This is a genomic window from Pseudomonas sp. G2-4 (assembly GCF_030064125.1).
In the GTDB taxonomy this organism is placed as follows: domain Bacteria; phylum Pseudomonadota; class Gammaproteobacteria; order Pseudomonadales; family Pseudomonadaceae; genus Aquipseudomonas.
In genome coordinates, this window is record NZ_CP125957.1 from 6,033,361 (window position 1) to 6,053,050 (window position 19,690).

Consider the following 19,690-nt stretch of genomic DNA (forward strand, 5'->3'; position numbering starts at 1 on the left):
TCAGACGACGAAGAACTTACTCGTCGTCATCAAAATTGTAGCTACCCGGTGCCAGGTTCTCGAATCGGGTGTACTTGCCGATAAAGGCCAGGCGAATGAAGCCGATCGGGCCGTTCCGCTGCTTGCCGATGATGATTTCGGCGATGCCTTTGTGTTCCGTCTCAGGGTGATACACCTCGTCGCGGTACACGAACATGATGACGTCGGCGTCCTGCTCGATCGCTCCGGATTCCCGCAAGTCGGAGTTCACCGGGCGCTTGTTGGGGCGCTGTTCCAAGGAACGGTTCAACTGGGAAAGCGCCACCACCGGGCAGTTGAATTCCTTGGCCAAGGCCTTGAGGGAGCGGGAGATCTCGGAAATCTCGTTGGTGCGGTTGTCGCCGCTGGAGCCCGGGATCTGCATCAACTGCAAGTAGTCGATCATGATCAGCCCGACTTCACCGTGCTCGCGCACCAGGCGACGGGTTCGGGCGCGCATTTCCGACGGACTGATACCGGCGGTATCGTCGATGAACAACTTACGGTCGTTGAGCAGGTTGACCGCCGACGTCAGGCGCGGCCAATCGTCGTCTTCCAGTTGGCCGGAACGGACCTTGGTCTGATCGATCCGCCCCAAGGACGAGAGCATACGCATGATCAGCGATTCGCCTGGCATCTCGAGGGAGTACACCAGCACAGCCTTTTCGCTGCGCAGCACGGCGTTTTCCACCAGGTTCATCGCAAAGGTGGTCTTACCCATGGACGGACGGCCGGCGACGATGATCAGGTCGGAGGGCTGCAAGCCGCTGGTCTTCTCATCGAGGTCGGTGTAGCCGGTGGACAGGCCGGTAATGGCATTGTCGGTGTTGAACAAGGTGTCGATGCGGTCGATGGCCTTGGTCAACAGGTCGTTGACGCTGACCGGCCCCCCGGTTTTCGGCCGGGCCTCGGCGATCTGGAAGATCTGCCGCTCGGCTTCGTCGAGGATCTCAGCGGCGGTGCGGCCTTCCGGATTGAAGGCGCTGTCGGCGATTTCGGTGCTGATGCCGATCAACTGGCGCAAGGTGGCCCGCTCGCGCACGATCTGGGCATAGGCCTTGATGTTGGCGACCGACGGCGTGTTCTTCGCCAGTTCACCCAGGTAGCCGAGGCCGCCGACCTGGGACGTCTGGCCTTCCTTGTCCAATTGCTCGGACAGGGTGACGACGTCGATCGGCATGTTCTGATCGGCCAGCTTGGCGATCGCACGGAAAATCAGGCGGTGGTCATGTCGATAGAAATCGCCGTCGGATACTTGATCGAGCACGCGTTCCCAGGCGTTGTTGTCCAGCATCAGACCACCGAGCACAGCCTGTTCGGCCTCGATGGAATGCGGCGGCACCTTCAGGGCAGCGGTTTGCAGATCGTATTGCTCAGGAGCGGTGATTTCGTTCATGGCCACTTGATTCTTGGGAAACGCAGGGGTTTTGAAAATCAGCAATTGCAGAAAGACAAAGGGCACGACCTGTAAACAGGATCGTGCCCGATGTTACCGGCTAGCACCCGAGGGCACCAGTCGACAGGTATTGCTTAAGCTGCTACCACGACAACGCGTACGGTGGCTTCAACTTCGGCGTGCAGGTGCACGGCTACGTCGAATTCGCCTACGTTGCGGATGGTGCCGTTCGGCAGACGAACTTCGCTTTTCGCCACTTCAACGCCGGAGGCGGTCAGTGCGTCAGCGATGTCGTGAGTACCGATCGAACCGAACAGCTTGCCTTCGTCGCCAGCGGTGGCAGTGATGGTCACTTCCAGCTCGGCCAGTTGGGCAGCACGGCTTTCAGCCGATGCTTTACGGTCTGCGGCAGCTTTTTCCAGCTCAGCACGACGCTCTTCGAACGCAGCCAGGTTGGCAGCGGTCGCATCGGTGGCTTTGCCGAAAGGCAGCAGGTAGTTACGACCGTAACCGGCCTTAACGTTTACTTTGTCGCCCAGGTTGCCCAGGTTGGCGATTTTTTCCAGAAGGATCAGTTGCATGTGAAAATCCTCTAACTTTTAACCTTCACCGTTCGCGTTGTCGGCGTCTTTCGGCGCCATACGACCGCGAAAATCAATCAGGCTGTCGACGATGGCCAAGACCACCAGCAACGGATAGATCAGTTGCATGAACAGCAATAACGTGACGTACAACCCCACCAGCCAGAACCTGCCCAGTCGCTTTTGCGCCACCAGCCCGTGAATCAGGGCCAGGGCGGCAAAGACCAGCGGTACACTGCACAACGGCGTGAGCATCGCCATCTGCGGACCGAAGTTCGGCCCCAGAAGCATGCCCGCCAGCAGCAACATCGCCAGCCCAAGCGGGAATCGGATGGCGCGAAATTCGCGACCAAAACCACCCGGGTTGTACAACAACGCCTGCCAGTAGCGCCCAATGATCAGGCTCAGCACACTGACGATTTGCAACAAAGCCGCAATCAGGCCGGTCAGGACCGGTGCAATCAGGGACGCGAAACGCGCCTGCTCCTCTACCGACATCTGCTGGTAGAGATCACCGAGGGCTTCGGGCAGGATTTTTATCAAAGCCTGCGACAGCATCTCGATCTGGGGTGCGAAAGCCACCCCGAGCACCACTGAAAACACCACTCCAATCGCTATGCTGACCAGCAGCACACGGTTCCAGGATTCACTTGCGCGCAACACCAACGCCAGCGCCGAAGACCCCAGCAGCACCATGAGTGCCCGCGGGTCAGCGGAATACCACCACCAGAGCAAAGCCGGCAGCAGTCCCAGAGCAAGAACGCCAAGGGCGTCCTTCAATCCGCGCCGCAGGAGTACAAGACTTCCCGCGGCAGCACCCAACCAATACAACAACGGCAATGCCGCGCATCCAGCCACTACCAGAGTGGCCTGCATACGACCGCGCATGATGAACTCAGCTATGGCGCGCATGCATTCAATCCTTTGCTACGTGTCGACTGCCCGGTCTCAGCGGCCGTGGCTGTCGGTGTAGGCCAGCAGGGCCAGGAAGCGGGCGCGCTTGATAGCGGTGGCCAGCTGACGCTGATAACGAGCTTTGGTACCGGTGATACGGCTTGGAACGATTTTGCCGGTCTCGGATACGTAGGCTTTCAGAGTGTTGAGATCTTTGTAATCGATCTCTTTCACGTCTTCAGCGGTGAAGCGGCAGAATTTACGACGACGGAAGAAACGTGCCATGTGATTGGCTCCTTAAAAGGTCCGTGGATTACTCGTCAGCGTTATCGCTGTTGTCGCTGTCGCTATCGCTGTCATCGCCATCGGCGCTGTCAGAGTGCTCAGGACGGTCGCGACGCTCACGGCGCTCACTGCGGTTTTCTTCAGCCTTGAGCATCTCGGATTGGCCGGTGACGGCTTCTTCGCGACGGATGACCAGGTTACGGATCACTGCATCGTTGTAGCGGAAGTTGTCTTCCAGCTCGGCCAGGGCCTTGCCAGTGCATTCAACGTTCAGCATCACGTAGTGAGCCTTGTGAACATTGTTGATTGCGTAGGCCAGTTGACGACGGCCCCAATCTTCCAGACGGTGGATTTTGCCGCCGTCTTCTTCGATCAGCTTGGTGTAACGCTCAACCATGCCGCCGACTTGCTCGCTTTGATCCGGGTGGACCAAAAAGATGATTTCGTAATGACGCATGAATGCTCCTTACGGGTTGTAGCCTGCCGCTCAAAAACGGTCAGACAAGGAGTGAATGACACTTATGGACTTGTGGACGCTAGACACATAAGTGCCTGCCATCACAGCAAGGGGCGCAATTGTAGAGAAGGGTCGAGGGAGGCGCAAGGTGATTGGCGATTATTTGAACAACCGCCGATCTTTGCCAACACAAAAATACTGTGGGAGCGAGCTTGCTCGCGATAGCGGCGCGCCAGGCAACATTTATGTCACTGATTCGCCGCCATCGCGAGCAAGCTCGCTCCCACATTTAATACGCATCTGGCTCAGGGCTTCTTGGCAGAAGCCTTGACACTGCGCTGGCGCAGGGCCTCGAACAGGCACACACCGGTCGCCACCGAAACGTTGAGGCTGCTGACGCTACCGGCCATCGGCAGCTTGACCAGGTAGTCGCAATGCTCACGGGTCAGGCGACGCATGCCCTTGCCTTCGGCACCCATGATCAGGATGGTCGGGCCCGTCAGGTCCTGGTCATAAATGCTGACCTCCGCCTCGCCCGCCGTGCCTACCACCCACAGGCCGCGCTGCTGGAGTTTCTCCAGGGTACGCGCCAGGTTGGTCACGGCCACCAGCGGAATCACTTCCGCCGCGCCGCAGGCAACTTTACGCACCACCGGCGTCAACGTCGCCGACTTGTCTTTAGGCACGATGACCGCCAACGCACCGGCTGCATCCGCCGAGCGCAGGCAAGCGCCAAGGTTATGCGGATCGGTCACGCCGTCCAGCACCAGCAACAAAGGCGCGCCCTCGGTGCGATCGAGCAACTCGTCGAGCATCGCCTCGCCCCAGACCTGGCTGGGGCTGACTTCAGCCACGACGCCCTGGTGCACGCCTTCGACCCAGGCGTCCATCTCGCGCCGCTCGGCTTGCCCGACGGCTACACGACTTTCGTTGGCCAACTCGATCAGCGTCTGGACCCGCGGATCACTGCGACCTTCCGCCAACCAGATCTGCTTGACCCGCTTGGGATGATGGCGCAGCAACGCTTCCACGGCATGCACGCCGTAGATTTTTTCCAACTGACTCATGACTTGGCCTTGGGTTTACGCGACCCGCCGCTTTTGGCCGGGGCCGAGCCCGCTTTTGGCGGGCCTTTACGGTGCTTGCTCGGCTTGCTGGTCGCCGTGTCCGGGGCCGACCGTCCGGCCTTTCCCCCAGACGCCGCTTTACCACCGCTTTTGGCTTCGGCGAGCAATGCCTGCTTCATTTCCCGGCTTTTGCGCAGCTCGGCGTTTTTCGCCGCCGCATCGCTCGGGCGATAGGCCTCTGCGGCCTTTTCCTTGGCCGGGCCGCGACGCCCGGACTTGGACGAGGCCGGCTCAGCGGCGGTCTTGGCTGCAGGCGCGGCGGTTTCGCTACCGCGCTTCTTGCGACCAATCGGCGCGCTGATGGTTTTTTCCGCCATCTCGAAGTCAATTTTGCGCTCGTCGAGATCGACACGCATCACCCGCACTTCGACGGTATCGCCAAGACGGAAGCTGCGACCAGTGCGCTCGCCCGCCAGGCGGTGATGCACAGGATCGAAGTGGTAGTAATCACCCGGCAGCGCGGTGACGTGCACCAGGCCTTCGACGTAGATATCGGTCAGTTCGACGAACAGGCCAAAACCGGTCACGGCGGTGATCACGCCTGGGAAGGACTCACCCACGCGATCTTTCATGAACTCACACTTGAGCCAATTCACCACATCGCGAGTCGCTTCATCGGCGCGACGCTCACTCATCGAGCACTGCTCGCCGAGTTGCTCAAGGGCGGCTTCGTCGTACGGATAGATGCGCGCCTTCGGTATGGACATCGCACCGGCACGCTTGACGTGCGGGGTGTTCATCTTCGAATGGATGACGCTGCGGATCGCCCGGTGCGTGAGCAGGTCGGGATAGCGGCGAATCGGCGAAGTGAAGTGGGTGTAGGCTTCGTAATTCAGGCCGAAGTGGCCCTGGTTATCGGCGCTGTACACCGCCTGGCTCAACGAGCGCAGCATGACGGTCTGGATCAGATGGAAATCCGGGCGATCCTTGATACTGGCCAGCAAGGCCTGGTAATCCTTGGGCGACGGACCGTCCTTGCCTTTGTGCAAGGAGAGGCCAAGCTCACCGAGGAACGCCCGCAGTTTTTCCAGGCGCTCCGGTGGCGGACCGTCGTGGACCCGGTACAGCGCAGGAATTTCGTGTTTCTTCAGGAACTCGGCAGTGGCCACGTTGGCGGCCAGCATGCATTCCTCGATCAGTTTGTGCGCATCGTTGCGCACCGTCGGGCGAATCTCGGCGATCTTGCGCTCGGTACCGAAAATGATCCGGGTTTCCTGGGTTTCAAAATCGATCGCACCGCGTACATGGCGGGCCGCGAGCAACACCTTGTAGAGCGAGTACAGCTCCTTGAGATGCGGCACGACGTCGGTGTATTCACCGCGCAGCTTGCGCGACTCGGCCAGTTTCGGCGTTTCCAGCATTGCGCTGACCTTGTTGTAGGTCAGGCGCGCATGGGAATGGATGACTGCTTCGTAGAAGCAGTAATCCGTCATTTCGCCGGATTTGGAGATGGTCATCTCGCAGACCATGGCCAGGCGATCGACGTGTGGGTTGAGCGAGCACAGCCCGTTGGACAGTTGCTCAGGCAACATCGGCACGACACGCTCGGGGAAATACACCGAGTTGCCGCGCACCTGTGCTTCAGCATCCAGCGCCGAACCGAGCTTCACATAACTGGAAACGTCGGCAATGGCGACGTACAACTTCCAGCCGCCGGAGAACAGGCGCAACTTGCCAGGCTTGGCTTCGCAGAATACCGCATCGTCGAAGTCCCGAGCGTCTTCGCCGTCGATGGTGACGAACGGCAAGTGGCGCAGGTCGATGCGTTTCTCTTTGTCTTTATCTTCGACTTCCGGCTTGAGTTTCGCGGCTTCTTTGAGGACCGCTTCAGGCCAGACGTGGGGGATGTCGTAGGTACGCAGGGCAACGTCGATTTCCATGCCCGGCGCCATATAGTTGCCGACCACTTCCACCACATCGCCTTGGGGCTGGAAGCGCGGGGTTGGCCAGTGGGTGATCTTCACCTCGACGAACTGACCGACCTTGGCGTTGGCGTTACGACCCGGAGTGACCAGCACTTCTTGCTGGATCTTCGGGTTGTCGGCGACGACAAAGCCGATGCCGCCTTCTTCGAAGTAACGGCCGACGATGCTTTCGTGGGCGCGGGACACCACCTCGACGATCACGCCTTCGCGACGACCGCGGCGGTCCAGGCCGGACACGCGAGCCAGCGCCCGGTCACCGTCGAACACCAGGCGCATTTGCGCCGGGCTCATGAACAGGTCATCGCTGCCGTCGTCCGGGATCAGGAAACCGAAGCCATCACGGTGACCGGCGATGCGGCCCAGGATCAGGTCGAGTTTGTCCACGGGGGCATAAGTGCCGCGCCGGGTGTAGATCAGCTGAGCATCGCGCTCCATGGCACGCAGACGGCGGCGCAGGGCTTCGAGCTGGTCTTCGGTGGTCAGACCGAACTCTTCGACCAGTTGCTCGCGGCTAGCAGGCGAACCCCGATCGGCGAGATGCGCCAGGATCAGTTCGCGGCTAGGAATAGGGTTTTCGTATTTTTCCGCTTCACGAGCGGCCTCGGGATCGAGGGACTGCCAATCGGCCATTAGAGAGTTTTCACCTTGTCTATATACGGGTTAGTTTGGCATAGGCGTAATGAAACGGGAAATTTCAAGCAATGGATGCCTGTTCTAAAGCCTTTTGACCCACCTTTGAAGCCCCGGGATGCGCCGCTCAGGAAATTTCCCGGTTTTTTTCTCGGGAGGGGTTTACAGTTAAAAACACGCTCCGTATAGTGCGCGCCATCGACGACGCACACACGTTGCCGATACTGCCCAGATGGTGAAATTGGTAGACACGCCAGCTTCAGGTGCTGGTGACCGCAAGGTCGTGGAAGTTCGAGTCTTCTTCTGGGCACCAATTTCGAGCGACAGACCAACGGTCTGCACGCTCAACAAGAACCCGCGAAAGCGGGTTTTTGCATTTCTGGCCCTGCCATTTTGTTTGGCAATTACCAAAAGAAAAACAGGGGTTTACAGATCAAAACGCGCTCCGTATAGTGCGCCACATCAACAGCGGCAACGCTGAAGATGCTGCCCAGATGGTGAAATTGGTAGACACGCCAGCTTCAGGTGCTGGTGACCGCAAGGTCGTGGAAGTTCGAGTCTTCTTCTGGGCACCAATTCAAGCTTCAAGGTTTACGATCTTGAACCTCACAAAAACCCGCGAAAGCGGGTTTTTGCGTTTTCGGCCACCTGAAACTGCAAACACTCCTTCTGTGGCGAGGGAGCTTGCTCCCGCCGGAGGGCGAAGCCCTCCCCCCAATACCCATGGTGAACCGCGACTTCAGGGTTTTGGGGCTACTGCGTAGCCCAGCGGGAGCAAGCTCCCTCGCCACAGATCTGACCCGCAGCACACTCCCAAGCCGTACATGAGAAACAATATCGTTTATTATTGTTACAAGTTTTTGCTACACGACAGTGAGGAACCCCCGCGAATGATGTTTCGAACCACCCTGTGCCGCGCCCTGACCTGCACCCTGCTCGGCCTGACCCTCGCAACGCCCCTCGCCCACGCCACCGACAAGGTGGAACTGACCCTCTACAACGGCCAGCACAAAGAAGTCGGCGACGAACTGGCCAAAGCCTTCGAAGCCAAGACCGGCATTCACGTCAAGGTGCGCAAGGGCAGCAGCAACCAGCTCGCCAGCCAGGTGGTCGAAGAAGGCGACCGCTCGCCGGCCGATGTGATCTACACCGAAGAATCGCCGCCCCTGAACAAGCTCGGCGAACAAGGCTTGCTGGCGAAAATCGACGACGCGACCCTCAACGTCCTGCCCAAGGACTATGTTGCCGGCAACGGCACCTGGATGGGCGTTACCGCCCGCGTACGTGTCGTGGCCTACAACCCGAAGCTGATCGACGAAAAAGACTTGCCCAAAACCGTCCTCGATTTTGCCCAGCCCCAATGGCAAGGCAAGGTCGGCTTCGTACCGACCAGCGGTGCATTCCAGGAACAAGCCGTGGCCATTATCAAATTGCACGGAATGGATGCCGCCGAAGAATGGCTCACCGGTCTGCGCGCCTTCGGCAAGGTCTACAGCAACAATATGGTTGCCCTCAAGGCCGTGGAAAACGGCGAGGTCGCCACCGTCCTGGTGAACAACTATTACTGGTTCGCCCTGCAACGAGAGAAAGGCCAGCTCGCCTCCAAGTTGCATTACTTCACCGGTGGAGATGCCGGGGGCCTGGTGACCGTGTCCAGCGCCGCCGCGCTGAAATCCAGCAAACATCCTAAAGAAGCCCAACAGTTGCTCGCCTATATGGCCAGCGAAGAGGGCCAGCGCGTGATCACCCAGACGTCCGCCGAATATCCGCTGCACAAAGGCATGACCTCGGATCGCGGCCTCAAGCCCTTCAGCGAACTGGAGCCGCCGAAGGTCACCCCGGCCGACCTCGGCAACGCCGAAGAAGCTCTGGAACTGGAACGCGAAGTCGGCCTGAATTGATGACCCCATCGCTAAGCGCCCCGCCCCCCACCGTGAGCTACGTTCCGCGCCGCAAGCGCCCGCCGCTCGGGGTGTTGCTGCCGGTGCTGCTGTTGGTGTTCCTGAGCGCGCTGCCGCTGCTCTACGTCGTTGTGAAGGCCTGGCAAGCTGGCTGGGCCGAGGCGTTGCATCTGTTGTGGCGCCCTTATGTACTCGGGCTGCTGCGCAACACCCTGGCACTGATGGTCGGCGTCACGCTGGCCTGCGGGATCATCGGCCTGTCCCTGGCCTGGCTGCTGGAACGCAGCAACCTGCCGGGGCGTCGAGTATGGGGCGTCATTCTCTGCCTGCCGTTCGCGGTGCCAGCGTTTGTCAGCAGCTTCACCTGGGTGTCCCTCAGCGCCCAGTTCGAAGGCCTGGGCGGCGCGATCCTGGTGATGACCCTGTCCAAATACCCGCTGATCTTCCTCCCGGTGGCGGCGACGTTGCGCAACCTGGACCCTTCCCTTGAAGAGTCCGCTCGTACCCTGGGGCAAAATCGTAGGGGGGTGTTCTTTCGTGTCACCTTGCCGCTGCTCTGGCCCTCGCTGCTCGCCGGCTCATTGCTGATCGCATTGCACATGCTGGTGGAATTCGGCGCATTGTCGATCATCGGCCTGCAAACCTTCACCACGGCGATCTATCAACAGTTCGAGCTGGAATTCAGCAACGCCAATGCCGCCATGCTGTCGGCGGTGTTACTGGCGCTGTGTTTGATTCTGCTGTGGCTGGAACTGCGGGTGCGCGGCAAGGGCCGGCATGTGCGCACTGGCCAGGGCGCCGCGCGACAGGCCGAACAAGTACGACTAGGGCCTTGGGCTCTTCTCGGGCAGGGCTATTGCCTGGCACTGACGATCATCGGGAGCGGTATTCCCCTGGGGATGCTGGCGTATTGGCTGGCGGTCGGCACCTCCGCCGCGTTCCCGGTGGGCGAAATCAGCGAGGCGCTGCTGTCGTCCCTGGCGCTGTCTCTCGGAGGGGCCGCGCTCTGCCTGGTGCTGGCGGTGCCGGTCGGCTTGCTGGTGGTGCGCTACAAGGGTCACTTGGCCCTGTGGGCCGAACGCCTGCCGTACTTGCTCCACGCATTACCAGGGCTGGTGATTGCCCTGAGCCTGGTGTATTTCGCGCTGCACTACGTGCCGGCGCTGTATCAGACGTCAGGCCTGCTGCTGATAGCCTACGCGCTGCTGTTCCTGCCACTGGCCCAGGCGCCGGTACGTACCGCCCTGAACAAGGCGGCACCGCAACTGGAAGAAGCCGCGCGCACACTGGGGGCTTCGTCGTTCAGCGCATTTTGCCGAGTGACCTTGCCGATCATCTTCCCGGCGCTTGGGGCGGCGTTTGCATTGGTATTCCTGGATGCGATGAAGGAGCTGACAGCCACGCTACTGCTGAGCCCCACCGGGCTCAATACGTTGGCGACGGCGGTCTGGGCCCATACGTCAAATGTGGAGTTCGCAGCCGCGGCGCCGTATGCGGCGCTGTTGATCGTGGTGTCGGGGTTGCCGGTGTATTTGCTGACGACGCGGATGTACCTGAGCCGCTGAAACCGCCATCGCGAGCAAGCTCGCTCCCACAGTTGGATTGGAGTACGACAGGGAGAAACAGGTCGGCTGGCAGGCCGCCTTCGCGAGCAGGCTCGCTCCCACAGTTGGATTGGAGCACGACAGGGAGAAACAGGCCGGCTGGCAGGCCGCCTTCGCGAGCAGGCTCGCCCCCACAATTGGATCGGAGTACGACAAAAGAGACAGGTCGGCTGGCAGGCCGCCTCGCGACGGACGTTGATTTCGGCGCCCCGTTAACCACGATGGCCGAACGCAGGTATTGCGCAGTGGGCATCCCGGCATGGATGCCGGGATAGCTGCGCTGGGCCATGGATGGCCCTTCGCGGCGGGCCCACGGAGCAATGCCGGAGTGAGGGCATGCCGAGCCTAGGCGAGGCACCAAGTGGTGGGGCAGAAGCGCTTTGGTTACTTTCGCCTGGGCCGGCTTCCGGATTTTCGAAAGTGACCCGCCGTCAGGGCGGAACCATAAGCCGCCGTTACCGCAGCAACGGATATGTACCCGATCAAAAACCCCCAGCCAGACGTCAGGCCCTGAACTGCCCCAAACTCGCCTTCAACTGCGCCGCCAAACCATCCAACACCTTGCCACTGGCCGTAGTCTCAACCACAGCCTGAGCCGCTTTCTCAGCCTGCGCATGAATGGTCTCCACCCGCCCACGCACCGCCTGCGCACCCTGAGCCTGATGGGCCGCCGCCTGAGTCGCCAGACCAATAGCCGCATGCACCTGCTCCACAGAAGCCTGAACCGACTGCTGCAACCGCGCACTGTCACGCAACACCAGCAAGCCCTCACTGGCCTGACGCCCAGCCTGACCGATAGCCGCCACCGCCTCGCGAGCACCCTGCTGCAAAGCCACAATGTGCGCCTGGATGTCCCCGGTCGAACTCTGGGTCTTGCTCGCCAAGGCCCGCACCTCATCCGCTACCACCGCAAACCCACGCCCGGTCTCCCCAGCCCGCGCCGCTTCGATGGCCGCGTTCAAGGCCAGCAAGTTGGTCTGCTCGGCAATCCCATGAATCACAGTCAGCACCACTTCGATCTGCTCACTCTGCTGCGCCAGCCGTTCGATCACCTTCGCCCCGGTATCCACCTGCCCGGCCAGCGCCTCGATCAAGCCGCCAACCTTGGCCGAGGTGCGGGTGTTTTCATCAGTGGCCTTGCGAATCTCCACCACTTGCTGCAAGGCCGCTTGCATTGCGTGGCTTTCCGACTGCGCTTCGTCAGCCATTTGCGACAGCGCCCGCAGGCTCTCAGCCACTTCGTCGCGCTGCATGCCCGCCGCCGCGTCAGCACCGGAGTTACGCAGGGTCATCGCGCCAATTTCCTGACCGGTGCGCTGGGCCACGTCACCCGCCTCTCGCACGATCGGTTGCAACTTATCCACAAAGCGATTGACCGCCGAGGCCATCTCGCCAATTTCATCTTTGCTGCTGATCTGCACACGCTTGGTCAAATCGCCTTCGCCCGCCGCCAGGTCGTTCATCGCCGCGATCAACAACTTCAAGCGATTGACTACCCGACGCCCCAATACCACGGCCAACAGAACCAGTACACCGAAGCCCACCAGCGCCAGGCCCATACCGATGCGCCAGCGCAACGTGCCCGCCGCGTCCTGCACAGTGCTCGCGGTATTGGTCTGCATTTGCGTGGCCGTAGCCTGGGCCGACTCCAGGCGACCGCGCATGGCGGCGGCACTGTCGGCTGCCGCGCCCTTGAGGCTGTCGCCGACCAACTGGTCGCTGCTGGCGATCAAGGCCGAGAAACGCTGGTCCAGCGCCTTCAGGTCGGTTTCAACGGAAGCCGTGGAGACCCCCATCAAGACTTTGCCGATTTCCACGCCGTTGGGGTTGATCGAGGCTTCAAGGTAATACACCGACGGATCACTCTTCGCCGCATCCAACACCTTGTCCAATGCCCGCTCGCCCTTGCCTTTTTCCAGCAAGGCCTTGTTGATCGGATTTTCCCGGTTCAGATAGCGGGTCAGGTGCTCACCAGCAGCATCGTCATAGATGACGAACAACACATTGGGATTGCGCTGGGCCCGACGGGCGAACTCGGAGAGTGTGGGCACGTCATTGTCCCACATGGCGCGGGGTGCGACGGAGGCCAAGAGTTGCGCCATATCATTGGCGGAATCCTTGAGCGTTTTCTCCAATGTCACCCGTAATTGCGCCTGTTCGTCCTTCAGACGCGCGGATAAACCGGCGGTGAGGCGCTGACGGGTGCTGGCAGACAAACTGTCCAGGCTCGAGGTGACCTCGCGCCCGGCCTGCTCCAGTTCGCCAGACAATTTCTGACTGTCGCCCCCCAGTCGAGCGCCTAGATCGGCCTCCAGCGCGGTGACCGTGCTTCGCGTCAGCGCGACAGCCACCAGCACTTGCACCAAAAGGGCGATACCAAGGGTAACGAAGACAGGCCGCAACAAACGGCTTTGTAACAGTGAGAGAACGGCCGACACAGGGGAATCCCTCTACTAAACGCCATTAAATTGATGGCACTTCAAAGAAGTACTGATTATTAATGGTGCATAGCAAAGGTCGTGCCGTTCGGCAGGCAAAAACACAAAAGGCCCCAAAAGAGGGGCCTTTATGTTTTACATCAACGAGTTATCAGGCAAATGGGTGACGCAGTACGATGGTTTCGTTGCGGTCTGGCCCCGTCGAAATAATGTCAATCGGCGCACCGACCAACTCTTCAACGCGCTTGATGTAGTTGCGGGCCGCCACTGGCAGCTCTTCCAGGGTCTTGGCACCCACGGTCGACTCGGTCCAGCCTGGCATCTGCTCGTACACCGGCTCCAGGCCGATGTAGCTGTCCGCGTCGGTCGGGGCATCGATGACGGCGCCGTCCTCGTTCTTGTAGCCCACGCAGATGTTGATGGTTTCCAGGCCGTCCAGCACGTCCAGCTTGGTCAGGCACAGGCCCGAGATGCTGTTGACGTCGATGGCGCGACGCAGGATAACGGCATCGAACCAACCGCAACGACGGGCACGGCCAGTGGTGGCACCGAACTCGTGGCCGCGCTTGGCCAGGAAGGCACCGACGTCGTCGAACAGCTCAGTCGGGAACGGACCCGAACCGACGCGGGTGGTGTAGGCCTTGGTGATGCCCAGGATGTAGTCCAGGTACATCGGACCAAAACCCGAACCCGTGGCGATGCCGCCGGCGGTGGTGTTGGAGCTGGTGACGTACGGGTAGGTACCGTGGTCGATGTCCAGCAGCGAACCCTGGGCACCTTCGAACATGATGTCCTTGCCGGCGCGACGCAGCTCATGCAGCTCGGCGGTGACGTCGAGCATCATCGGCTTGAGCAGCTCGGCGTACTCCATGCACTCGTCCAGGGTCTTCTGGAAGTCGATGGCCGGTTCTTTGTAGTAATTGACCAGCACGAAGTTGTGGTAGTCCAGCAACTCGCCCAGTTTGGCGGCGAAACGCTCGCGGTGGAACAGGTCACCGATACGCAGGCCACGACGGGCCACTTTGTCTTCGTAGGCCGGGCCGATGCCGCGACCGGTGGTGCCGATCTTCAGCTCGCCACGGGCCTTTTCACGGGCCTGGTCCAGCGCAACGTGATAGGACAGGATCAGTGGGCAGGACGGGCTGATACGCAGGCGCTCGCGCACCGGTACGCCTTTCTCTTCCAGCTTGATGATCTCCCGCAACAGGGCGTCGGGGGCAACTACCACACCGTTGCCGATCAGGCACTGCACACCTTCGCGCAGCACGCCCGAGGGAATCAGGTGCAGAACGGTTTTTTCACCGTCGATCACCAACGTGTGACCTGCGTTGTGGCCACCCTGGTAGCGCACTACGGCGGCAGCATGTTCGGTCAGCAGATCAACGATCTTGCCTTTGCCCTCATCACCCCATTGGGTGCCCAGGACTACGACATTCTTACCCATAACACTTGTCCTCATTCGCGCAAACTTGGTGCCGGCCGCAGCCGACAGGAAAACTCAAGAAGCCAGCGGCAATACTTGCCAAAGCCCGTTCTGCTGAATCAATTGCCGGTCGCAGTCCGCTTCACGGGCGGCGGCCAAAGGTTGCCCAGGCAAAGCCTGGACAACGCGCTGACCCTCACTGCGCAACTGGCAGACCGTCTGCCAGAGTGCCGCATCCGTACTGTCAGGCATCCAGATACCGCCAGACGGTAGCTCGATTTCAGCACGCCCCAGGGTCACCAGGGTTTTCAAATCGGTGGAGAAACCAGTCGCTGGACGGGCACGACCGAAGTCGGCACCGATATCGTCATAACGACCGCCCTGGGCGATGGATTGGCCCACGCCCGGTACAAACACCGCGAACACAACGCCCGTGTGGTAGTGATACCCGCGCAACTCGCCCAGGTCGAAATACAGCGGCAACTCCGGGAAACGCACCGACAGACGCTCGGCAATCGCCAGCAAATCGTCCAGTGCCGCCAATACAGGCGCTGGCGCATGGGCCAGGCGTTCGCGGGCGGCGGTCAGCACTTCACGACCACCACACAGGTCCACCAGGGCCCGCAGCATGCCCGACAGATCGGCCGGCAGGCCTTCGGTCAAGCTGATGACTTCATCGATGGCCTTGCGCTGCAGGGCATCGAACAGCTGTTGTTCCACTTCGCCAGACAGACCCGCCGCACGGGCCAGGCCGCGATAGATGCCGACATGGCCCAGGTCCATGTGGACATCCGGCACGTCAGCCAGTTGCAGCATGGCCAACATCAGGCTGATGACTTCCACGTCGCTGCTCGGACTGGCGTCGCCATACAGCTCGGCACCTAGCTGGATAGGGCTGCGCGAAGACGACAAGGCACGTGGCTGGGCGTGCAGCACACTGCCGGCATAGCACAGGCGGCTCGGCCCTTCACGGCGCAGGGTGTGGGCATCGATGCGCGCCACTTGTGGCGTGATGTCGGCACGAAAGCCCATCTGCCGGCCCGACTGCGGGTCGATAACCTTGAAGGTGCGCAGATCCAGGTCCTGGCCCGCACCGGTCAGCAGGGATTCCAGGTACTCGATATGCGGGGTGACGACGAACTCGTAACCCCAGCTCTGGAACAGATCCAACACCTGCCGACGCGCGACTTCGATACGCGCGGCTTCCGGTGGCAGTACTTCTTCGATGCCATCTGGCAGCAGCCAGCGGTCTACCGTTGCCATTACGCCATTCCCCTATGGTCCGGGCGGCCAGCCCTCGGGCAAGCCTTGAGTGAAGCAGAAAACACTTGGCCCACGCGCAAAACACGCGCATGAGCGACGTGACGAATGGCCAGCAATCGGCCTCGCCCAGCGCTTTCCTCGAAAAACCTGTCGAGTCGTTCAACCCGACGCCTGCAACCAAAACCACAATCAAACGTGCAGACGCAAAAAAGCCGGGAATTTCCCGGCTGCCGCATCATACACACGTTTTCCCAAAGGATCACCCCGCCCGACGCTTTAGCCGCCGGGCGGAGTGCTTCAGGTCAACGTCGCATCAAGGCTTGGACTTTTCCAGGTAACGGAAGAAGTCGCTGCTTGGGTCCAGGACCATGACGTCGGATTTGTTAGCGAAGCTTTCACGGTAGGCGCGCAGGCTACGGTAGAACCCGTAGAACTCCTGATCCTGGCCATAAGCCTTGGAGTAGATCGAAGCAGCCTGGGCATCACCATCACCACGGACCTCTTCCGATTCCCGATAGGCTTCGGCCAGCAGCACGCGACGTTGGCGATCGGCGTCGGCACGGATGCCTTCGGCCAGCTCGTTACCCTTGGCGCGGTGCTCGCGGGCTTCTCGCTCACGCTCAGTGCTCATGCGTTCGAACACGCTGCGGTTCACTTCCTTCGGCAGATCGATGGCCTTGACCCGGACATCGACCACTTCGATACCCAGCTCTTTTTCCGCCATCGCATTCAGCGAACGGGTGATGTCGGCCATGAGCGCATCACGCTCACCGGACACGACTTCATGCAGCGTGCGCTTACCGAACTGGTCACGCAGGCCCGATTCCAGACGACGGGACAGACGCTCGTCGGCGATCTGCTTGAGGCCGGAAGTCGCGGTGTAGAAGCGTTCGGCATCTTTCACGCGCCACTTGGCGTAGGCATCCACCATCACGGCTTTCTTTTCCAGCGTCAGGAAGCGCTGCGTCGGTGCATCCAGCGTCATCAGGCGGCCGTCGAACTTGCGCACCTTGTTGACGTACGGCACCTTCACATGCAGCCCTGGCTGGACATCAGCCTGGACCACGCGACCAAACTGCAGCAACACCGCACGCTCGGTCTGAGCCACGATGTAGAAGCAGTTCCAGGCAGCGATCGCCACGACGACACCGACAATAAGGGCGATCAGCGATTTATTGCTCATCAGCGACTCTCCCTGGTACGTGCTTGCTGTTGCTGCAGTTCCACCGCACGGGCATTGCCTTCATTATTGCTGGCCGCTGCCGCGCCGGTCGACGGCGTGCTGGTGTTGCGACCGCTCTCGACCATTTTGTCCAGCGGTAGGTACAGCAGGTTGCTCTGGCCGTTCTTGTTGCCGGTCACGAGGACCTTGCTGGTGTTGCTGAAGACCTCCTGCATGGTGTCCAGGTACAGACGCTCACGGGTGACTTCAGGGGCCTTGCGATACTCGGCCACCAATTTGGTGAAGCGATCCGCCTCACCCTTGGCACGGGAGACCACTTCGTCGCGGTAACCGTTGGCATCTTCGATGATGCGCTGGGCCTGACCACGGGCTTCCGGCACGACGCCGTTGGCATAGGTTTCGGCCTGGTTGCGCGAACGCTGTTCGTCTTCACGAGCACGAATCACGTCGTCGAAGGCTTCCTGGACTTCACGCGGTGCCGCTGCGCTCTGGACGTTGACCTGGGTAACGGTGATACCGGTGCGATAGGTATCGAGGAACCGTTGCAGGCGCTCCTTGATTTCGCTGGCCATCAGCTCGCGACCTTCGGTCAGCACCTGGTCCATGGCGGTGGAACCCACCACATGGCGCAAGGCACTTTCGGTCGCATGCTGCAGGCTGATTTCCGGCTGGTCGACGTTCAGCACGAAGTCCTGCAGGTTGGTGATCTTGTATTGCACAGTCAGCGGCACTTCGACGATGTTCTCGTCTTCGGTCAGCATCTGGCCCTGCTTGGTGTAGGCACGCTCACGCGTGACGTTTTCCAAATACTTCTGGTCGATCGGCGGAAAATAGATGTTCAAGCCCGGCCCGACGGTTTCGTAGTACTTGCCGAAGCGCAGCACTACGGCCTGCTCCTGCTCGTCCACGACATAAACCGCGCTGTACAGCCAGACAGCCGCGAGCACGACGAGGGCGATGCCGAGCAGGCCAAAACCGCCGCCCTTGCCCGAACGACCACCGCCGTCATCACCGCGTTTTTTTCCACCACCGAACAAACCGTTCAGGCTTTCCTGCAGCTTTCGAAAGGCCTCGTCGAGATCTGGCGGCCCCTTGCGGTCGCCGTTGTTACGACGTTTGCCACCCCAAGGATCCTGATTATTCGAGTTGCCACCCGGCTCATTCCAAGCCATAGCGCTCTCCATCTGATAAAGCAAAGACGCACCCACGGCGCGCCGACCAATGCTACAGAATGCCTGACACAGCTTTCTCAGGCTTTTATTGCAAAGTGTGTTGCTCGATGAACTCCATCGGTTGCAGCCCTTCGCGACTGACCAGCCGGTTAAGCTCCGAGCGAGGCAGGCGAACAGCCAGCAGGTAGTCGCCTTCTTCGTCGTGTTCTTCTTTTTGCACCGCCCCCAACTCAAAGAATTGGGCACGCAGCCGGGCGAAACGTTGCGGTAACTTCAGCGTGCCGACAAACAGATCATTGCCCAACAGCTCCGCCACCGCCTGCTTGAGCAGGTCCAGGCCGCTGCCGTCACGGGCCGACAACCAGACCCGTTGCGGCTTGCCATCGGCATCGCGCTGAATCTGCGGTTCCACGCCTTCGAGCAAATCGAGTTTGTTGTATACCTCGAGGATCGGCAAGTCCTGGGCCCCGATCTCGCCCAGCACTACCATCACTTGCTCGATCTGCAGCATCCGGTCCGGCTCGGCGGCATCGATCACGTGCAGCAGCAGGTCGGAGTTGCTCGACTCTTCGAGCGTAGCCCGGAAAGCCTCGACCAGTTTATGCGGCAGGTGGCGGATGAAACCCACGGTGTCGGCCAGCACGATCGGCCCGAGGTCGTCCAGGTCGAGCCGGCGCAGGGTCGGGTCGAGCGTGGCGAACAACTGGTCGGCGGCATAGACGTCCGACTGAGTGACGTTATTGAACAGGGTCGATTTGCCGGCGTTGGTATAACCCACCAGTGAAACCGTCGGGATGTCCGCGCGCTTGCGCCCGCGTCGCGACTGCTCGCGCTGGCTGCGGACCTTTTCCAGGCGCCCCTTGATCTGGCGCAGGCGAACCCGCAGCAAGCGCCGGTCGGTTTCCAGCTGGGTTTCACCCGGGCCACGCAGACCGATACCGCCCTTCTGCCGCTCAAGGTGAGTCCAGCCGCGAACCAGCCGCGTACTCATGTGTTCAAGCTGGGCCAGTTCGACCTGGAGCTTGCCTTCATGGGTGCGGGCGCGTTGGGCGAAGATGTCGAGAATCAGGCCCGTCCGGTCGATCACGCGACACTCGAAAACACGTTCGAGGTTACGTTCCTGACTGGGCGTGAGGATGTGATTGAAAATAACCAGATCGACCTGCTCGGCCTTGACCAGATCGCGCAACTCCTCGACCTTGCCACTACCGATCAGGAATTTGGCGGTTGGCCGATGACGCGGCACGTTGAAAAACGCGACGGTCTCGGCGCCAGCCGAAAGTGCCAGCTCCTGAAACTCCTGCGGATCTTCGCGCGCCTCAGGGTCCTGTCCATCCAAGTGAACGAGAATGGCCCGCTCACCACCACCGTGGCGCTCAAAGAACAAAGGAGA

Annotated in this window: 15 protein-coding genes and 2 tRNA genes; 4 read left to right on the top strand and 13 right to left on the bottom strand. The window is 60.7% G+C overall.

From position 1 onward, the window contains the following. Nucleotides 1-16: 16 nt before the first annotated feature. The 7 genes from dnaB to rnr all read right to left on the bottom strand — a co-directional run bounded on the left by dnaB (nt 17) and on the right by rnr (nt 7,313). A complete protein-coding gene (gene dnaB / locus QNH97_RS26510; RefSeq protein WP_003186384.1) occupies nt 17-1,414 on the bottom strand; it encodes a replicative DNA helicase in 1,398 nt (465 codons plus the stop codon). A gap of 134 nt (nt 1,415-1,548) precedes the next feature. Next, the gene (rplI, locus tag QNH97_RS26515) at nt 1,549-1,995 is read right to left on the bottom strand and encodes a 50S ribosomal protein L9 (RefSeq protein ID WP_283554589.1); all 447 of its coding nucleotides are present in this window, start codon (nt 1,993-1,995) and stop codon (nt 1,549-1,551) included. A gap of 18 nt (nt 1,996-2,013) precedes the next feature. Then, nucleotides 2,014-2,907 (bottom strand): YybS family protein, encoded by an 894-nt coding sequence (locus QNH97_RS26520; protein ID WP_283554590.1) that lies wholly within the window; start codon nt 2,905-2,907, stop codon nt 2,014-2,016. Between the two features lie 36 nt (nt 2,908-2,943). Then, nucleotides 2,944-3,174, bottom strand: coding sequence for a 30S ribosomal protein S18 (gene rpsR / locus QNH97_RS26525; protein ID WP_002551829.1), 231 nt, complete (start codon nt 3,172-3,174; stop codon nt 2,944-2,946). A gap of 28 nt (nt 3,175-3,202) precedes the next feature. Continuing rightward, nucleotides 3,203-3,631 carry a 30S ribosomal protein S6 gene (rpsF, locus tag QNH97_RS26530; protein ID WP_003186395.1) on the bottom strand — a complete coding sequence of 143 codons (429 nt, stop codon included), beginning with the start codon at nt 3,629-3,631 and terminating at the stop codon, nt 3,203-3,205. Between the two features lie 305 nt (nt 3,632-3,936). Then, nucleotides 3,937-4,698 (bottom strand): 23S rRNA (guanosine(2251)-2'-O)-methyltransferase RlmB, encoded by a 762-nt coding sequence (gene rlmB / locus QNH97_RS26535; RefSeq protein ID WP_283554591.1) that lies wholly within the window; start codon nt 4,696-4,698, stop codon nt 3,937-3,939. After that, complete coding sequence (gene rnr, locus QNH97_RS26540) at nt 4,695-7,313, bottom strand: ribonuclease R (protein WP_283554592.1); 2,619 nt, start codon at nt 7,311-7,313, stop codon at nt 4,695-4,697. Before rnr ends, rlmB begins: the two co-directional genes overlap by 4 nt. Before the next feature lie 226 nt (nt 7,314-7,539). Between rnr and QNH97_RS26545 the strand changes: the two genes are divergently transcribed. The 4 genes from QNH97_RS26545 to QNH97_RS26560 all read left to right on the top strand — a co-directional run bounded on the left by QNH97_RS26545 (nt 7,540) and on the right by QNH97_RS26560 (nt 10,779). Then, nucleotides 7,540-7,626, top strand: a tRNA-Leu gene (locus QNH97_RS26545). Nucleotides 7,627-7,801: 175 nt separating this feature from the next. Beyond that, nucleotides 7,802-7,888, top strand: a tRNA-Leu gene (locus QNH97_RS26550). Between the two features lie 315 nt (nt 7,889-8,203). Further along, nucleotides 8,204-9,214, top strand: a complete 1,011-nt coding sequence (locus tag QNH97_RS26555) for an extracellular solute-binding protein (protein ID WP_283554593.1) — start codon at nt 8,204-8,206, stop codon at nt 9,212-9,214. Then, nucleotides 9,214-10,779 (top strand): ABC transporter permease, encoded by a 1,566-nt coding sequence (locus tag QNH97_RS26560; RefSeq protein ID WP_283554594.1) that lies wholly within the window; start codon nt 9,214-9,216, stop codon nt 10,777-10,779. Before QNH97_RS26555 ends, QNH97_RS26560 begins: the two co-directional genes overlap by 1 nt. Nucleotides 10,780-11,321: 542 nt before the next feature. Here QNH97_RS26560 and QNH97_RS26565 read toward each other — a convergent pair. The 6 genes from QNH97_RS26565 to hflX all read right to left on the bottom strand — a co-directional run bounded on the left by QNH97_RS26565 (nt 11,322) and on the right by hflX (nt 19,684). Continuing rightward, nucleotides 11,322-13,256 (bottom strand): methyl-accepting chemotaxis protein, encoded by a 1,935-nt coding sequence (locus QNH97_RS26565; RefSeq protein WP_283554595.1) that lies wholly within the window; start codon nt 13,254-13,256, stop codon nt 11,322-11,324. Between the two features lie 151 nt (nt 13,257-13,407). After that, the gene (locus tag QNH97_RS26570; RefSeq protein WP_072407084.1) at nt 13,408-14,700 is read right to left on the bottom strand and encodes an adenylosuccinate synthase; all 1,293 of its coding nucleotides are present in this window, start codon (nt 14,698-14,700) and stop codon (nt 13,408-13,410) included. 54 nt (nt 14,701-14,754) lie between these two features. Continuing rightward, nucleotides 14,755-15,942: an ATP phosphoribosyltransferase regulatory subunit gene (locus tag QNH97_RS26575; protein ID WP_283554596.1), complete on the bottom strand. Its 1,188-nt coding sequence runs from the start codon at nt 15,940-15,942 to the stop codon at nt 14,755-14,757. A 313-nt stretch (nt 15,943-16,255) separates the two neighbouring features. Then, nucleotides 16,256-17,125, bottom strand: coding sequence for a protease modulator HflC (gene hflC, locus QNH97_RS26580; RefSeq protein ID WP_214913593.1), 870 nt, complete (start codon nt 17,123-17,125; stop codon nt 16,256-16,258). Continuing rightward, nucleotides 17,125-18,297, bottom strand: coding sequence for an FtsH protease activity modulator HflK (gene hflK / locus QNH97_RS26585; protein ID WP_283554597.1), 1,173 nt, complete (start codon nt 18,295-18,297; stop codon nt 17,125-17,127). The genes hflC and hflK overlap by 1 nt, the downstream gene beginning before the upstream one ends. An 85-nt stretch (nt 18,298-18,382) precedes the next feature. Next, entirely contained in the window at nt 18,383-19,684 is a 1,302-nt protein-coding gene (gene hflX / locus QNH97_RS26590; protein WP_283554598.1) for a ribosome rescue GTPase HflX, read from the bottom strand. Nucleotides 19,685-19,690 lie beyond the last annotated feature (6 nt).

What these genes read in the sequence shown, in the direction of transcription:
- rpsF (WP_003186395.1), bottom strand. Translation starts at nt 3,631, where the DNA reads ATGCGTCATTACGAAATCATCTTTTTGGTCCACCCGGATCAAAGCGAG.
- rnr (WP_283554592.1), bottom strand. Translation starts at nt 7,313, where the DNA reads ATGGCCGATTGGCAGTCCCTCGATCCCGAGGCCGCTCGTGAAGCGGAA.
- rpsR (WP_002551829.1), bottom strand. Translation starts at nt 3,174, where the DNA reads ATGGCACGTTTCTTCCGTCGTCGTAAATTCTGCCGCTTCACCGCTGAA.
- dnaB (WP_003186384.1), bottom strand. Translation starts at nt 1,414, where the DNA reads ATGAACGAAATCACCGCTCCTGAGCAATACGATCTGCAAACCGCTGCC.
- QNH97_RS26520 (WP_283554590.1), bottom strand. Translation starts at nt 2,907, where the DNA reads ATGCGCGCCATAGCTGAGTTCATCATGCGCGGTCGTATGCAGGCCACT.
- QNH97_RS26575 (WP_283554596.1), bottom strand. Translation starts at nt 15,942, where the DNA reads ATGGCAACGGTAGACCGCTGGCTGCTGCCAGATGGCATCGAAGAAGTA.
- hflC (WP_214913593.1), bottom strand. Translation starts at nt 17,125, where the DNA reads ATGAGCAATAAATCGCTGATCGCCCTTATTGTCGGTGTCGTCGTGGCG.
- hflK (WP_283554597.1), bottom strand. Translation starts at nt 18,297, where the DNA reads ATGGCTTGGAATGAGCCGGGTGGCAACTCGAATAATCAGGATCCTTGG.
- rlmB (WP_283554591.1), bottom strand. Translation starts at nt 4,698, where the DNA reads ATGAGTCAGTTGGAAAAAATCTACGGCGTGCATGCCGTGGAAGCGTTG.
- QNH97_RS26570 (WP_072407084.1), bottom strand. Translation starts at nt 14,700, where the DNA reads ATGGGTAAGAATGTCGTAGTCCTGGGCACCCAATGGGGTGATGAGGGC.
- QNH97_RS26555 (WP_283554593.1), top strand. Translation starts at nt 8,204, where the DNA reads ATGATGTTTCGAACCACCCTGTGCCGCGCCCTGACCTGCACCCTGCTC.
- QNH97_RS26560 (WP_283554594.1), top strand. Translation starts at nt 9,214, where the DNA reads ATGACCCCATCGCTAAGCGCCCCGCCCCCCACCGTGAGCTACGTTCCG.
- rplI (WP_283554589.1), bottom strand. Translation starts at nt 1,995, where the DNA reads ATGCAACTGATCCTTCTGGAAAAAATCGCCAACCTGGGCAACCTGGGC.